The following is a 17,181-nucleotide window of genomic DNA, read 5'->3' as shown; positions in this document are numbered from 1 at the left end:
TAATCAACTTTTTTATCTTTCCCCTTCGGGGTTTTCTTTTACGGCTACGCCTCCAAAGAAAACCCCGAAGGGGAGGAAATGCCATCAACAATGTTGTGAAACTTTACAATTAAGGAAATAGTTCAGAAGTGCAGTTGTAGAACTATCATGTACATTTACTGTTCCTGAATTGATTTCATTTAAAATCGAATTCGCCAGCTGTTTACCCAATTCCACACCCCATTGGTCGTAACTAAAGATATTCCAAATTATTCCTTGCACAAAAATCTTATGTTCGTACATCGCAATTAATGATCCTAAGGATTTAGGGGTTAATTTTTCGATTAAGATAGTATTGGTAGGTTTATTTCCTTCAAAAACTTTAAATGGGGTTAAAAATTCCGCTTGACCGTTTGAGTATTGAAGTTTTGTAAACTCTGCACGTACTTGATCTTCGGTTTTTCCGTTCAAAAGTGCCTCTGTTTGTGCAAAGAAATTGGACATCAATTTATTATGATGATTATTGTCGCTATAAAGTGGTTTTAAAAATCCGATGAAATCCGTTGGAATTAGTTTTGTCCCTTGGTGAATCAGCTGAAAAAAAGCGTGTTGCGAATTCGAACCCGGTTCGCCCCAAATAATGGTTCCGGTTTGATAATTGACTTTATCGCCGTTTCTGTCGACACTTTTACCGTTGCTTTCCATAATTCCTTGTTGCAAATACGGTGCTAACTTTTGTAAATAGTGGGTGTACGGAATAATTGCTTCGCTTTCGGCTCCATAAAAATTATTGTACCAAATGCTCAGTAAAGCAAGAATTACGGGAATGTTTTGGTCGAAATCGGTAGTTTTAAAATGTTCGTCCATTTCGTTGGCTCCTGCTAATAACGCATTGAAATTATCGTAACCAACTGACAAACTGATGGTCAATCCAACGGCACTCCATAATGAAAAACGGCCACCAACCCAGTCCCACATTGGAAAAACATTATTGGCATCAATACCGAAATTCGTTACATTTTGAATATTGGTAGAAACCGCCACAAAATGCTGGGCCACGTCACTTTGTTTTGCAGATTGCAAAAACCATTCTCTGATAGTTTCGGAATTGGTCAATGTTTCTTGGGTGGTAAAGGTTTTAGAAACAATGACGAAAAGCGTGGTTTCGGGATTTATTTTCTTCAATAATTCATGTACATGATCGCCGTCGATATTTGAAATAAAGTGTACATTCAAGTGATTTTGATAATATTGCAAGGCTTCTACCACCATTGCAGGTCCGAGATCTGAACCACCAATACCAATATTAACAACGTCTGTAAAGTTTTTTCCTGTAAATCCTTTGCGTTTTCCAGAAATTACTTCGTTGGTAAAGATTTTTATTTTTTCTTTTACTTCGAAAATTTCGGGTATGATATTGACTCCGCTTATCTTAACCTCAGCACTTTTAGGCGCTCTCAAAGCGGTGTGTAAAACGGCTCTATCTTCGGTTTTATTGATGGCTTCGCCTGTAAAATAACTGGAAATAGCACTTTTAAGTTGCACATCGTCGGCTAATTTTAGAAGTAAATTTAGCGTTTCATCATTAATTCTGTTTTTAGAAAAATCCACTAAAAAGTCATTCCATTGCAGGCTAAATTTTTCGGCTCGTGTGGGATCTTGTTGAAACATTTGTTGCATTGAAGCATCTTTAATTTCTTGAAAATGATTTTCTAATGCTTTCCACGAAGCGGTTTCAATTGGAGATATAGTACTAAAGTTCATACTGATTTATTTTTTGCTAATGAGGTGCAAATTTACAACATAAGTTTGTAATCTTATTGTTATGATTTTTTAGCCCTGATAGAAATGGAAATTTTGCAGAAAAAAAAACGCTACTATTTTCCTATGAGAAAATAAAGTGTTTTGACAAAAAATTGAAATGGATAGCAGCCCCAAAGTTTCGGGAGAAGCTCGTAAAAGTAATTTAATTTTTGAATTTCAAGGCTGCAATACTGTCGAGCTCTTTTTTCAAAGGCGTCATCTCTTGCATAAAACGCGGTTTGAATTTGGCATTCATAGGTTCAGAATTGGGGAGCTTTTGCACTAGAGGGTCGACTTGAACACCGTTTTTCCAGAAACGATAGCACACATGTGGCCCGGTTGCTAAGCCTGTACTTCCTACTTTTCCGATTACTTCTCCTTGACCTACTCGTTGACCGCGACGGACCAAAATTTTAGACATGTGTAAGTATTGTGTCGAATAGGTGCTGGAATGTTTGACTTTTACATAATTTCCGTTTCCGGCAGTGTACCCTGTTCGTTCCACAACGCCTGAAGCGGTGGTTACAATAGGTGTTCCGTGGTTTGCAGCATAATCAGTTCCTTTGTGGGCCTTGAAGGTTTTTTGAACGGGATGAAACCTGTTTTTAGAAAAGCGTGAGGAAATGCGGTATCCAAATTTAAGTGGTGCTTTTAGAAACATGTTTTTTAATACTTTGCCTTCTTCGTCATAATAATCGACGCGTCGTGAAGTGGTATCTTGCTTGAACGGAAAAGCATATATTTTTTTTCCTTTGTGGATAAAAAATGAAGCTTCGAGACTTTCCACACCTGCATAAATGGTGTCGTTGATGTATTTTTCGTTGAAAGTTACGGCAAATCGATCGCCTTTTTGGATTTTGAAGAAATCGACCGAATAGGCATAAATGTCGGCTAAATTTTGTGCCATCGCCGGTTGAACACCTGCCTCATCTAAAGTGGCGGAAAGTGAACCGTTGATTTCAGTAGCAATAGTTCGTCGTTTTATGGTAATGGGAAGTTGTTTTTTGTAGGCCCTTGTTGAATCCCTCAAATCGACTACATAATAATGGGCAATATCGGCTTTGTAGATAAATGCTTTTAGGATTTTGGCAGTATCTTTAGAACGTAACAGCGTATATTCTTTTCCGATACGGATGTTTCGAAGATTGAAGGAATCCTTTACTTTTTGAGTGATGTCGTATTCTTTATTGTTGCCCAGGTTTTGACTCGAAAGAATGCTTCCAAAGGTATCGCCGCTTTGAATTGTGTCGCGGACAACATCAAATTCATTGAGGTTGAAGCCAAATTCAATAACAACTGGTGTTGGTTTTTCTATTGTTGGTGCAACTTCTTTTTTCGCTTTTTTTTCGTTACAAGATAATGCTAAAATCAACAATAACAATAAGGATGATAATCTTTTCAAAAGTGTTTGTTTATGCAGTTAATCTATTTTTGCTTCGCCTGTTCGCTAAAGCTCGCGTCTTCGCCCCAATTATCGAGTTCTTGTTTACTCCATAGTTCTGGGAAAAATATTCTTCGCTGGTATTTTGGATGCATGTATTTTTTCCAATCACTTCCACCGGTTGCTTCGCCGTTTCCTTTACCGCTGCCTTCGATGTACTTTTTGGCGGTGTTTAAATGTTGCATCACCCACGTAATGTTGACGGTATGATCGTAATGACGCATGGCATTAATTAAATCTACGTTTTTTTGATCTTCAAGAGGAAGTTGTTTGAATTTTTGCCAAATATTGATGGTATTATACTCTTCCATGTAAGACAAAAATTCCTTTTTGTATTTGCGTTCAAACTCTTTTAATAAAAACGACTTTTCATTGGTATGGTAATCTTTACCAGCAGCTTGCCAATATAAATGTTCCATAGCGTGTTCGTAGGATGTATTTCTGTCGATTGATGCTCTAAATCGGAAGTCAATTAAATTGATTAAATCGGTGGAGGCAAATTCAATCAAACGGTATTGGGCACTTTGAAATCCGCTGGCGGGAGTGAGCGTATTTCTAAATTTCATGTACTGATCCACTTCCATGCCGTCGCCCATAATGTCGAAAGAAGTGGTTAGCATATCGAAATAGCGACTGATTCGCATGAGTTTTTCGGTAAAGTAGGCAGTTTCTGGTTGGTCGGTATGACAGAGTTGCTCCATTTCCCACAAAATCATTTTAAAAATCAATTCGTTGACTTGATGGTACATAATAAATACCATTTCGTCGGGTAATGTAGTGCGTTGCACCTGAAGATTTAGTAGGGCGTCCGTTTGAATATAATCCCAATACGTTATGGGTTTTGACCATAACAAACCTTCTAGATGGGTATCGGTTTTTTGGTCGAGTTTTTTATACTTTAGTTCTATTTGATCTAATAAATCTTCGCGGTGTGCTGTAATCATTTTAATTAGCTTTTACGGAAAAAGAATGTTTTAAACCTTTGAAAGCGTCCAAATCAGCCTTTAACGACCCAACAGCTAAACTGGCTTTGATTCTGATGGGCATCTTATTGTCGTCATCAGAAATCCAAACCGTCAAACTTTCTTGTTCTTTAAAAACGCGACCTGATTGAACATAAGGTCTAAAAATCATTGTGGGTATTGTTCCAAATTTTGTTTTAATGTCTTCGTTTCCAAGATATTTTAATTTAAATTTTGTCGTGTCGTCGTCAAAAAACATATCAATAGCGATTGACTCTCCCACTTTTAATTTATCAATATCTGGGTGGTTACGAAGGTAATAAAATGTTGATAAAATATCTTGTGTATTGGCAGGAACTATAAAACTTTTTTCAGATTTATGTTTATAATCTTTTACTGTAATGGTATGATTGGAGTTATTAAAGAATCCTTCTTGATTTTTAGTATAACCACCTTCGTCAATTTTCCGAACAAATTGGTATGGAACTCCCGATTCTTTGTCAAAATAACTTTCGTAATTATCTTCGACTTTAAAGAAAAATTTGGTCATCCCGGTGGTAAAACCTTTACCAATGGCGTGGTACACTTTTTTATTGTTCTTTACGGCCTCTTTGACTTCCATCGTGGCGTAACCCGCGTTGACAATTCCGTAATGTATTCGGAATTTAAACCATTCGCCTTCTTTAAAGGCACGCTCTTTTTGGGGGGCGAAACTGACTGTTATGAGAAACAGTGTAAAAATTAATATCTTATTCATAGCTTTTTTTTTACTCAATATACAACTTCTGTTCCAAAAGTATGTAAACAAAAAAACCCAGCCAAGAATGACTGAGTTTTTATGCTATTAACCAACCAAAAAACTATAAATTATGAAAATTTACATTAAAATTCGAAGGGAACCACCCCCTCTTATTTTTCGAGTGCAAAAGTAATACACACATTGCGATTTAAATCAAAAAAAATTGACTTTAACATTTATTTGACAATAATAAGCTCGATATTGGTTGAAAATTTAATTTATCGTTAAAATAATCGAAATGTTTTACAAAGTTCCTCTTTTCTCTTGTTCTCTTTCAATACTTTCAAAAAGCGCTTTAAAGTTTCCAGCACCAAAACCTCGGGCTCCCATTCGTTGAATGATTTCAAAAAACAAAGTGGGTCGGTCTTCAATAGGTTTGGTAAAAATTTGCAATAAATAGCCTTCTTCATCGGCATCAATCATAATTCCAAGACTCATCAATTTATTGATGTCTTCTTGTAATTTATGGTTGTGTGCTTCTAATCGGAATGGAACTGCATCATAATACGCTTGTGGTGGTGTGGATAAAAATTCAATACCGCGGGAACGTAAATCGGCAACGGTGGTCAAAATGTCGTCTGTAGCTACTGCAATGTGCTGTACGCCCGAACCTTCGTAAAAATCCAAATACTCTTCAATTTGCGATTTTTTCTTTCCTTCGGCGGGTTCGTTGATTGGAAATTTGATTCTACCGTTTCCGTTGGACATTACTTTGGACATCAAAGCCGAATATTCAGTTGTTATTTGCTTGTCGTCGAACGATAGGAAATTGACAAATCCCATCACGTCTTCGTACCATTTTACCCAAGTATTCATTTCGTTCCAACCCACATTTCCTACCATGTGATCGATGTATTTTAAACCTGTTGGCGCTGGATTGTAATCCGATTCCCATTTTTTATAACCAGGCAAAAAGTCGCCTTTGTAGTTTTTGCGTTCTACAAACATGTGAACCGTTTCGCCATACGTATAAATTCCTGCACGAACCACTTCGCCGTTTTCGTCGGTTTCTACGGTTGGTTCCATGTAGGATTTTGCTCCACGTTTCATTGTTTCTTCGTAAGCAGAACGGGCGTCTTCTACCCAAAGTGCTACTATTTTGACACCATCACCGTGTTTTTTTACGTGTTCGCCAATGGGAGAATCGCTTTTTAAAGCCGTGGTTAAAACCAAACGAATTTTGTCTTGTTTCAACACATAAGATGCTCTGTCTCTCATTCCTGTTTCCAATCCTGCATAAGCATGTGATTGAAATCCGAAAGCTGTTTTGTAGAAATGAGCGGCTTGTTTTGCATTTCCTACATAGAATTCTACGTAATCTGTTCCTAAAAGTGGCAAGAAGTCTTGAGCTCCTTCAAATATTTTTTCTAATCCGTATTCTACGTTTTTTATTTCCTTTGACATTGTATTTTGTTTTATAGCGCTGTACTTATGACGAGCGATTTATGATTTAATTTTTTAGCCCCGACTGGAGGGAACATCCTCCCGTTTTTCTCGGGAGATGTGGAAGGAAGGCGGGAATATGGATTACCCAAAAAGCCCGAGCCATTCGCTCCTAATTTTTATTCCACCCAAGATTTGTAATACTTTCCATCGTCGATTCCCATTGCTTCTTCGGTAACCATTAAAGGGCGAAATGTATCGACCATAACGGCTAACTCTTCAGTTCCTTTGTGACCGATGCTTCGTTCCATAGCTCCAGGTGCTGGACCGTGCGGAATTCCTTTAGGGTGCAAAGTAATGTGACCTTGCTCGATATTATTTCGAGACATAAAATCGCCATCTACATAATAAAGAACCTCATCGCTGTCGATATTACTGTGGTTGTAAGGAGCAGGAATGGATTTTGGATGGTAGTCGTATAATCTTGGCACAAATGAACACACTACAAAAGTGGATGTTTCAAATGTTTGGTGGATTGGCGGAGGTAAATGTACGCGACCTGTAATTGGTTCGAAATTGTGAATGCTGAAAGCATAAGGAAAATTATATCCGTCCCAACCTACAACGTCAAAAGGATGCGTGGCATAAACCACTTCGTGTAGCATTCCTTCTTTTTTCATTTTGATAACGAAATCGCCTTTTTCGTCGTGCGTTTCCAATTCGGTTGGCAATTTAAAATCGCGTTCGCAAAATGGCGAGTGCTCTAAATGCTGACCTGATTCGTTCTTATAACGTTTTGGAGTGTAAAATGGAGCAAAAGATTCAACATAAAACAGTCGATTTTCTTCAGTATCAAAATCAATTTGGTAAATAATTCCGCGTGGGATAATTAGGTAATCGCCGTATTCGAAAGGAATATTTCCCAACATCGTACGAAGCGTTCCTGAACCTTTGTGTATGAAAATCATTTCGTCGGCATCGGCATTTTTATAGAAATAATCACGCAGTGACTTTCTTGGTGCAGCAAGACCAATGGTGCAATCGCGGTTGACCAACATGGCTTTTCGACTGTCTAAAAAATCATCGGCTGGTTTTAATTCAAAACCTTTTAACAATAAAGATTTAATGTTTTTCCCGATGGCAATTTTGGGTTCTACATCTGTGGAAGACAAAATTTCTTTGACTTGTGTAGGACGATGGACATGGTATAATAGTGAAGAATGTCCGTTGAATCCTTCTGTTCCAAAAAGTTGTTCGTAATAAAGTCCACCTTCTGGTTTCTCAAATTGAGTGTGGCGTTTTTGAGGAAATTTTCCTAGTTTATGATATAATGGCATAACTTTTTAATTAGATAATGTGGGAATTAGATAATTAGAAAATGGGTATTGTAGTTAGATAATTAGCTCATTTTCTGATTGACTAATTATCTAATTGAAGTCATTCCGGATTCCTCTTAATGAGGAATTTTAAATGAGACAATAAACCTGTCCAAGTTGTTTCCATAAGACAAATATCGTAAAAATTAATTTTTTGATCGTGATTATTGCGAAATATTTATTGAACAAAAAAAAGCACTAACAATTAAATCATTAGTGCCTTTAAAAATTTCATTATAATTTATTGCGAGTTGTTCAATTTCGAGCGACTTTTACCGTAAATAAAATAAATCAATACCCCAATTGCCATCCAAATAAATAGCCTGAACCAACTTTCCCCCGGTAAGGAATACATTAAGTAGAAACAAACTGCAATTCCAGCTATTGGTACGAAAGGAACCAGTGGCACTCTAAAGGATCGAACTGCATCTGGCATTTTTTTCCGCATTATTAAAATCCCAAGACACACTAAAGAAAAGGCAAACAATGTACCTATACTAACCATGTGACCCAAGTCTTTAATTGGAACAAATCCTGCAAAAATACTTACGAAAAACATAAAGAAAATATTTGTTTTCCATGGAGTTCTAAATTTCTTGTGGATATCCCCAAAGAATCTTGGCAACAGTCCATCATTACTCATTGAATAAAAAACACGGCTTTGTCCCATCAACATTACTAAAATTACTGAAGTATAACCCGCCAGAATAGCTACAATAAGTCCCGTTTGCAAGAAGCTATATCCTGTTACGGCAAACGCCGTTGCGGCCGGAGAAGCATCCCCTTTAAATTCTGTATAAGGAACTAATCCTGTCATTACATAGGAAAAAAGTACATATAAAATAGTGCAAATTGCTAACGAGCCTAATATTCCGATAGGCATTCCTTTTTGAGGATTTTTTGCTTCTTGTGCAGCAGTAGAAACGGCATCAAAACCAATAAATGCAAAAAATACCAAGCCTGCTCCTGCAGCAATTCCCGACATTCCTCCAAATTCGCCTACTTTTTCACCTGTTGCAGGATCAATATGCTCTGGCACAAATGCTGGAATATACGGCACATGAAAATCAGGATTGATGTATTGCCAACCTAATACGATAAAAATGATTACTACAATCAATTTCATCACTACTAATATATTGTTTACAAATGCTGATTCTTTTGTTCCTCTTATTAATAATAGCGACAATAAGCAAACAATAAAAATAGCTGGCAAATTTATAATACCCCCTTCTGATGGTGCACTTGAAAATTCTGGGGGAATGGTCATGCCAAATTGTGCCAATAATTTATTTAAATAAGAACCCCAGCTCACGCCAACCGTTGCAGCCCCTAACGCATATTCAAGAACTAAATCCCAACCAATAATCCAAGCTACAAATTCTCCCATCGTAGCATACGAATAAGTGTAAGCACTTCCTGCAACTGGAATCATTGAGGCAAATTCTGCATAACACAAACCTGCAAACGCACAACCTACAGCTGCCAAAACAAATGACAAGGTTACCGCAGGACCTGCATGATCTGCAGCTGCAATTCCAGTTAATGAAAATAATCCTGCTCCAATAATAGCTCCAATTCCTAAGCCTACCAAAGCTCTAGATGACAATGTTCTCTTTAAACCTTTTTCATCCTCTGAGGCTTCGGCCATCAAAAGTGCTAATGATTTTCTTCTCCAAATAGACATAGACTTAATTGATTAATTGATTTGTGGTTCCAAATATAGTTTTTTATGCAATATTTAACACAAAAAATATGGATATATTTTGTTCGATTATAAGCTTTTTATTGTTTTTTTATCTTTTTACAATTGTTTTTTTATCTTTGGTTTTCATTAACAATTTGAAAACATTATATGTCAAAAGATACGCAAGCTTGGGGTTCTAGAGTCGGATTGATTCTAGCTATGGCAGGAAACGCAGTGGGGTTGGGTAATTTTCTTAGATTTCCGGTTCAAGCAGTCCAAAATGGCGGAGGTGCTTTTATCATTCCGTATCTTATCTGTTTTTTACTAATGGGAATTCCGTTGCTTTACATTGAGTGGGCTTCAGGGCGTTTTGGCGGAAAATTTGGGAACCACAGTACGCCTTATATATTGGATTCGATGGTAAAAGGTCGAATTTTGAAGTATATTGGTGTTTTCGGGATTTTTACCAACGTTGCTGTTGCGGCTTATTATTGTTACATTGAATCTTGGACGATGTCCTATGTTTACCATTCCCTTGCGGGAACTTTTGAAGGAATGAGTCAAAGTAACGTGGCACAATTTTTTAATAATTATGTAGATATTTCAAAATCCAGTACTGGAATTCCCTACGAAGCGGTTGTTTTTTACATTCTTTGTTTACTATTAAATACGTACATCCTTTCAAAAGGTTTGAAAGGAATTGAACGAGTAGCCAAAATAGGAATGCCGTTATTAATTCTATTTGGTGTTATTTTAGCCGTTAGAGGATTAACATTAGGAACAAGCGGTGCTTCTGAATTATTTCCAAATGCCAATGCTTGGGACGGTTTGAACTTTTTATGGACACCTCAATACGACTCCATTTTAGATTTAAAAGTGTGGATGGCGGCGGCTGGACAGATATTTTTCACACTTTCGGTAGGAATGGGAACCATTCAATGCTATGCGGCTTACATGAGCTCCAAAGATGATATTGCTTTAAATGCGGTTTCGGCAGGATTCATGAACGAGTTTGTAGAAGTAGTTTTAGGAAGCTTGATTGTTATTCCAATTGCTGCTGGATATTTAGGGTTGGACTGGGTTTTACAAAATGCAGGCTTTGGAATGGCGTTTCAAACCATGCCGTATTTATTTCAACAATGGGGTCCAATATTGGCAGCGTTTGCAGGCTTGTTTTGGTTTGGATTGTTGTTTTTTGCCGGAATCACTTCGTCTTTAGCAATGGGAACTCCTTGGATGGGTTTTATGAAAGACGAATTCAATTGGGGTCAAAATAAAGGTGCTTGGTCATTTGGATTTTTGATTTTATTGATGGGCTTACCAACGGTTATTTTCTTCCAAGAAGGTGTTTTTGACGAATATGATTATTGGGCTGGAACCGTGAGTTTGGTGGTTTTTGCCATGCTCGAAACCATTTTATTCTCATGGATTTTTGGAATGAAAAAAGGATGGGCAGAAATTACGAGTGGTGCTGATATTCAAGTGCCTATTATTTATAAATTCATTATCAAATTTGTTACACCCATTATGTTGATTATCATTTTTATCGGTTCGTTATTCAAACCTTTAAACAATGATTGGTCGGGAAATGTATCGAGTTTCTTTTCTGGAAATGGCTGGAATTTGGATAATGGTTCGATTGTAAAAACAGTTATGCATGCTGGAATTAGGGATAAAATTGCTGCTGCAACTGACCCCGTCGTAATTGCACAACTGGAAGATCAAATTATGTATTTGAATTTTGCCCGATTCTTATTACTTGGCTTATTTATTTTTATCAGTGCCTTGGTTTACGTTGCCTTTTTGAAAAGAAGAAGAGAAGGAAGAGCCACATTATAATTTTTTAAAAAAACCGCTTCGTTTTATTTATTGCAGGATTTTGCGTTAGGGGTTGTCCCGAAGTTTCGGGAGAAAATCCTTTTTTAGCTCCTCCAAAAAGACGAGACAAAAAAGATTGTAGCGGAAAACGTCCCGATAAAATCGCGACAAGCAAAACACCTTACTAATTAAATTCCTGCAGTGTAGTTTAGGACAAAGCAAAAACAAAAAATACTATGAATACAGAAGCATTAATCACTATGATTACAACTCAAGGAATTGTAATTGGTTTTACAGGATATTTTTTCTACCGCGTTTTAAACACAAAACCTAAGGTGGAACCGGATTCATTTTCTGAAAACGAAGAAGAAAAAGAGCGTCAATAATTTTTGCTAAAATCGGTATCCAATACTGAACCACGTATAGTGCTCTTTGGTTTCTGGCGACCAAGAATGCTTTACTTCGATGGGACCTAAGACGGTTTCCAAACCATAGCCCAAAGCATAACCCGAGTAATTCGGACGTTCCAACCAAGCATCAGAATCAAATAATTTATTGCCAATATTGGCAAAATTTCCTGCAAAATTGAAATGGTGCTTTTTGTAAAACCGATAGTCTAAAGTCAAAGTAGATTTTACAAAACTGTTTCCAAACAAACTTAGAAAATTGTAACCGTAGAAATAATCAAAATTATTGATTCTATGGAATCCATAACCGCCTAAAATGAAATCAAAATAGGGACTATCGCCTTCTCCAATTGAAAATCCACCTTCGATTTTTGCAATAGCCGTAAGGTGTGATGAAATAGGAAATGCCCGTGTGAATTCACTTTTAAAATACGTGAATTTCGTAAAATCTTCGGATCGGGAAGAATACAAAAAGGATTGTACATTTCCGGAAAAGCACCAACCTTCGTGTGGAAAATAATAGTTATCCAACGAATCGTACTTGAGGTAGCCAAAAACACTTGCAAAATTATTGCTTCTAAAAACCGATGTGTCATTATCAATGGTTTCCGAAGCAATCTTGATGTTTTTTAATTCCACTCCGGCACCAACAATAAATTTTTGTTTAAAAATAGTTTGTACATAAGCCTGATTCGAAAAGTCGGCAAAATCCAAATTAATGGAATTCAAGCCATCAATACCAAAAATAGGACTCGTTTGCGAATCCGCTAAAACATTCCGATTGAATGTATTGAACCGGGACTTGAATCCAAAACTCCAATAAAATCCATTGTCGATATAATAATCGAGGTTGTACCGAATATTGTCGCCTAAAATCACATCTAATGAAGCAACATCGTTTTTAAACAAAACTTTCTTCTTGTTTAAATTGACCAAAACACCGCTTTTATACAAATGGTCGTAATGCAAACTGAATCGCAAAAAAGACTGGACAGGGTTTTCGACTAAATTTATTTGAAACACATCTCCGTTCGCTTTTTTTTCAAAGCTGTAACCCAATGCGCTAAAGTTTTGCGTCGCATTTAAATTGTCAATTCCTACTTGTAATTGATCGTAGGTAATGGACTGTCCTGATCTAAAACCCAGTTTACCAATAATATAAGCCCGTGTATAATTTTTTAAAGCATTGATTTGGATCTCTTCAATATGGAGCGTATCTACCTGTTTTGCAATAAGTTTTGGTTTTTTATAATTAGAACCTAACGCTTTTAATTTTTCATAAACTCCAAAGGTGGCTTCTTCACCTTTATTGATAATTTCTTTGCCATCGCTAAACGAAATCACGTTGTACTCCGAAATATCAGGCTTAATGTAAATGTCGGTTAGGTCTTTTTTAGACTTCATTTTGTCCATCATTTGCAAATTCGAAATCTGGACTAGAATGCGAGTGGCATTTTTTAAATCCTTCCGTGTTTTTAATCCATCTTGCACATCAATCCCAATAATGAACTCAGCACCCAATTTCCGTACTTCGTCAATAGGATAATTATTGACCACACCTCCATCGATAAGTAATTTATTTTCCAATAAAACAGGCGAAAACAACGAAGGAAAAGTGGCACTTGCCATAATGGCTTGCGAAAGATATCCGTGATTGAGCAGCACTTGCTTTCCGGTTTCGATATCTGTGGCAATGCACAAAAAAGGGGTAGCCAGTTGATTGAAATCCCTGATGTGACGGTCGTTATGGAACAATTTATTCAGCAGACCATAAATATTTAAACCCTTCGAGTAGGCATAAGGAACGCCTATTTTCCAGTTGTCAAAAGGAAGCGTTAACGCATATCTTTCGTCATTTTCTTTTTCATAAAAATTTTTAGAAGACCTTGGAATGTAATCTTTTAGGAGTTTGTCAAAATCCGAAACACTAAAAATAGAATCGATTTGAGCCGCATTATATCCCGACGCATAAAGTCCGCCTACAATGGCACCCATACTGGTGCCTCCGATATAATCGATTTTGACACCCGCTTCTTCAATGGCTTTCAAAACCCCAATATGTGCCAAACCCTTAGCCCCGCCACCACTCAAAACCAAACCTACTTTTGGGCGTTCTTTTTCTTGTGCCAAAGAAAAGTGAAAACCCGATAATGAAAGCAGTAAAAGGAAAAAAATTTTTTTCATAAGAAGGTTTTTAAGCGACTCTTGTGGCGTAAAGAATTAAATTAAGAAAATTGAAATCATGTCAATCAAAGGTTTAAATTTAATAAACACTTAATTTACAGAAGTATTGTAAAAGTCGTAAATTTTTTTGGCTTTTGAAACTCCAATTACTTCCGAAATTTCTTTTTCGGTAGCCAATTTCAATCGCTTGACCGATTTGAAATGTAAAATCAAGGTTTGCATCGTTTTTTCGCCAATACCGGGAATGGTTTCCATCGACGAATTCAACGCACTTTTGCTTCGCTTGTCCCGGTGAAAAGTGATTCCGAAACGGTGGGCTTCGTTCCGCAAGTACTGAATGACTTTCAAGGTTTCCGACTTTTTATCCAAATACAACGGCACCGAATCTCCAGGATAAAAAAGTTCTTCCAATCGTTTGGCAATACCTACAATCGCAATTTTTCCGCGTAAATCAAGTGCATCAATACTTTTCAATGCCGATGAGAGTTGTCCTTTTCCTCCGTCAATAATAATCAGTTGGGGCAAGGGTTCGTTTTCGTCCAAAAGTCGTTTGTAACGTCGGTACACCACCTCCTCCATCGAGGCAAAATCATCGGGACCCACAACGGTTTTTATATTGAAATGGCGGTAGTCTTTTTTGCTGGGTTTTCCGTCTTTAAAAACCACGCAAGCCCCCACGGGATTGGTTCCTTGAATGTTCGAGTTGTCAAAACATTCAATGTGTCGAGGTTCGACGGGAAGCCGTAAATCCTTCTTCATTTGGGCCATAATCCGATTGGTATGTCGGTCGGGGTCTACAATTTGCATTTGCTTGAGCTGATCCATTCGGTAGAACTTCGCATTGCGAATCGAAAGTTCTAAGATTTGTTTTTTGTCTCCCAGTTGAGGAACGGTTACTTTTACATTTTCGCCCACTTCTACCGGAAATGGAACGATGATTTCTCTGGACAATAATTTGAATCGTTCCCGTAATTCTACAATGGCAAGTTCTAACAATTCTTCGTCGGTTTCGTCGAGCTTCTTTTTGAGTTCCAATGTATGCGATCGAATGATTGATCCATGAGCAATTTGCAAAAAATTGACATAAGCCGCGCCTTCATCCGAAACAATCGAAAAGACATCAATATTGTTGATTTTAGGATTGGCTACCATCGACCGCGATTGATAATTCTCCAGAATTTCGATTTTTTCCTTCAGCTTTTGTGCTTCTTCAAAATGCATTTCGGCGGCCAAAGCATTCATTTTTTTCTTAAAATCTTTCAAGCTTTCTTTGAAATTTCCTTTCAAAATTTGCCGAATGGCTTCTACTTCCTGCTGATAATCTTCCAAAGATTCAAAACCTTCGCAAGGTCCTTTGCAATTTCCGATGTGGTACTCGAGACAAACTTTGAACTTGTGATTTTCAATGTTTTTTTCACTCAAATCATAATTACAGGTTCGCAAAGGGTACAACTCTTTGATTAAACCCAAAATGGTATGTACAGTTTTAAAACTCGTGTAAGGTCCGTAATAATCCGAGCCGTCTTTGACCATTCTTCGGGTAGAAAATATTCTGGAAAATGGCTCTTTCTTGATACAAATCCACGGATAACTTTTGTCGTCGCGTAACAAGACGTTGTATCGTGGTTGGTATTTTTTAATTAAATTATTTTCGAGCAACAATGCATCCGTTTCTGTGGGAACTACGATGTGTTTGATGGTCACAATTTTTTTGACCATCACATTGGTTCGCGCCGTATCGTGGATTTTATTGAAATAAGAAGCAACACGTTTGCGCAAGTTTTTGGCCTTCCCGACGTATAAAATTTTCCCTTCTTTATCATAATACTGATAGACGCCGGGATTATCGGGTAGCGATTGGATTTGTGAATTTAAAGCGGTTGATGCCATAGGGGCAAAGTTAGTAAAATTCGTAAGGAAGGTGGGGGTTAGTCAGAAAATGAAAATTTTAAAATAACCCTTTATTTGCCGATATTAAAGTATTGATTTTTCACATTAAATTTGATTAATTACTATGAATTTTGCTGCTAAATAAAAAAAGCTAAATAAAATTAATTATTTAGCCTCTAAATTATGTTAAAATTATTTAATATATTTAACCTACTAATCCGTCACTACCGTTAATTATTTCTGCTTGTGTTTTCATAATGTTTTGATTTTTATTGTTTATTAAGTAATTATGTTTTTACAAATGTATATTAATAATTAGATATCTGTATTTATCTTTTGTTAAAACTTAAACCAAATCCTTGTCTTGGCAATATTAAATCATCTCTATGTCTTCTACTTAACGTGTTTTCCATATCTACATGTATTGGTACAAAATCATTTACAAGACCTACATTGAAAAACGAAACTTCTATGTCTTTATTGTAACAAACAGTGACGTCTACATTTTTTGTAATTGTATTGAATCTCAATAATTTCACATTTTCTCCCTTTAAAGAATAGGTGTTTTTAACTTTAAGAAATATTTTAAATTTCTTTTTACCTCTTATTGGAACTCTATGAATATATTTAATTTTTCCTTCTTCCTTCTTTACTTCCCTACATTTATCTAAATCTATTTCTACTCCCTCAACTTTAAACGAAATTAAATCATTTTTTTCTTCAACATCCAAATCATCGGTTATTGTATCAGTGTACACAATATTAGATTCATTCTCTTCAGAATCTAAAATAGCATAATACTCAATAGTTTGAGTATAATTTATTACAAAATCTTCGCTAATATCGTGGATAATTATAGATACAACTAAATCTTCATTGTAATGATGTGTATCCATAGGGAAATATGTTGTTAATATTCTATCTTCAAGCAATTCGCTAATTTCAGGAAATTTCTCTGCATAAATTGATTTTGATATTTTTTTCCATAATTCAGGTAAATCTTTTCTATTGTTTAAAAATTCAGTTCCAGAGATAATTTTAGTTAATTCTTCTTGAAACAGTCCTGTAAATTGAATTGATTTCAAAACACTAGCAAAAACTCCTGAAGTTAATGCTACGAAACCTATTTTTTGTAGTAAACTATTCCAATCATCATGAAGTGGAGAATAACTCGTATTTGGAAAAAGTATGAAAATTATTGCAAGGGTAAAATATACCCATGTTAAGTTTCTTTTGAACCATTTTTTCACTCTTGTAAAAGGATCATCTTCGTGCTTTTTTTTAGCCATTGTACCTAATATTACATATTATTTAGTAAAAGTAATCATTGTTGTCCGATAAAAAAAGAAGCCAAATTAATGGCTTCTTAAAAATACCGTAATTTTGAGTTGCAAAATTCAAATAACGATGGGTAAAAATAAGTATTTTTCGACTAAATCTGTTTTCGGACAG

General features: G+C 36.2%; 12 protein-coding genes. 2 read left to right on the top strand and 10 right to left on the bottom strand.

The window, feature by feature from the left end; genetic code table 11:
• Nucleotides 1–84 precede the first annotated feature (84 nt).
• From pgi to ACIQ2X_RS05805, 7 genes are all read right to left on the bottom strand, one after another.
• A complete protein-coding gene (pgi, locus tag ACIQ2X_RS05835; protein WP_396177984.1) occupies nucleotides 85–1,743 on the bottom strand; it encodes a glucose-6-phosphate isomerase in 1,659 nt (552 codons plus the stop codon).
• A gap of 202 nt (nucleotides 1,744–1,945) precedes the next feature.
• Nucleotides 1,946–3,184 (bottom strand): M23 family metallopeptidase, encoded by a 1,239-nt coding sequence (locus ACIQ2X_RS05830; protein WP_396177983.1) that lies wholly within the window; start codon nucleotides 3,182–3,184, stop codon nucleotides 1,946–1,948.
• Nucleotides 3,185–3,207: 23 nt separating this feature from the next.
• On the bottom strand, nucleotides 3,208–4,167 hold the full coding sequence (locus tag ACIQ2X_RS05825; RefSeq protein WP_396177982.1) for a tryptophan 2,3-dioxygenase family protein: 960 nt from the start codon (nucleotides 4,165–4,167) through the stop codon (nucleotides 3,208–3,210).
• Between the two features lies 1 nt (nucleotide 4,168).
• Nucleotides 4,169–4,942, bottom strand: coding sequence for a DUF3108 domain-containing protein (locus ACIQ2X_RS05820; RefSeq protein WP_396177981.1), 774 nt, complete (start codon nucleotides 4,940–4,942; stop codon nucleotides 4,169–4,171).
• A gap of 285 nt (nucleotides 4,943–5,227) precedes the next feature.
• On the bottom strand, nucleotides 5,228–6,388 hold the full coding sequence (gene hppD / locus ACIQ2X_RS05815; protein WP_396177980.1) for a 4-hydroxyphenylpyruvate dioxygenase: 1,161 nt from the start codon (nucleotides 6,386–6,388) through the stop codon (nucleotides 5,228–5,230).
• Between the two features lie 158 nt (nucleotides 6,389–6,546).
• A complete protein-coding gene (locus ACIQ2X_RS05810) occupies nucleotides 6,547–7,704 on the bottom strand; it encodes a homogentisate 1,2-dioxygenase (RefSeq protein WP_396177979.1) in 1,158 nt (385 codons plus the stop codon).
• Between the two features lie 280 nt (nucleotides 7,705–7,984).
• Nucleotides 7,985–9,430, bottom strand: a complete 1,446-nt coding sequence (locus ACIQ2X_RS05805; protein WP_396177978.1) for an amino acid permease — start codon at nucleotides 9,428–9,430, stop codon at nucleotides 7,985–7,987.
• Nucleotides 9,431–9,598: 168 nt separating this feature from the next.
• On the opposite strand from ACIQ2X_RS05805, the gene ACIQ2X_RS05800 reads away from it, so the two are divergent.
• Complete coding sequence (locus tag ACIQ2X_RS05800) at nucleotides 9,599–11,269, top strand: sodium:calcium symporter (protein ID WP_396177977.1); 1,671 nt, start codon at nucleotides 9,599–9,601, stop codon at nucleotides 11,267–11,269.
• Nucleotides 11,270–11,484: 215 nt separating this feature from the next.
• The gene (locus ACIQ2X_RS05795) at nucleotides 11,485–11,634 is read left to right on the top strand and encodes a hypothetical protein (protein WP_396177976.1); all 150 of its coding nucleotides are present in this window, start codon (nucleotides 11,485–11,487) and stop codon (nucleotides 11,632–11,634) included.
• A gap of 6 nt (nucleotides 11,635–11,640) precedes the next feature.
• Here ACIQ2X_RS05795 and ACIQ2X_RS05790 read toward each other — a convergent pair whose 3' ends face one another.
• The 3 genes from ACIQ2X_RS05790 to ACIQ2X_RS05780 form a co-directional block, all read right to left on the bottom strand.
• On the bottom strand, nucleotides 11,641–13,839 hold the full coding sequence (locus ACIQ2X_RS05790) for a patatin-like phospholipase family protein (protein ID WP_396177975.1): 2,199 nt from the start codon (nucleotides 13,837–13,839) through the stop codon (nucleotides 11,641–11,643).
• A 90-nt stretch (nucleotides 13,840–13,929) separates the two neighbouring features.
• Nucleotides 13,930–15,729: an excinuclease ABC subunit UvrC gene (gene uvrC, locus ACIQ2X_RS05785; RefSeq protein ID WP_396177974.1), complete on the bottom strand. Its 1,800-nt coding sequence runs from the start codon at nucleotides 15,727–15,729 to the stop codon at nucleotides 13,930–13,932.
• Nucleotides 15,730–16,058: 329 nt separating this feature from the next.
• Complete coding sequence (locus ACIQ2X_RS05780; RefSeq protein ID WP_396177973.1) at nucleotides 16,059–17,018, bottom strand: hypothetical protein; 960 nt, start codon at nucleotides 17,016–17,018, stop codon at nucleotides 16,059–16,061.
• Nucleotides 17,019–17,181 lie beyond the last annotated feature (163 nt).

The sequence above is a fragment of the Flavobacterium sp. genome, from assembly GCF_044368625.1.
Taxonomy (GTDB): Bacteria; Bacteroidota; Bacteroidia; order Flavobacteriales; family Flavobacteriaceae; genus Flavobacterium.
This window is presented reverse-complemented; position numbering and strand designations above follow the sequence as displayed.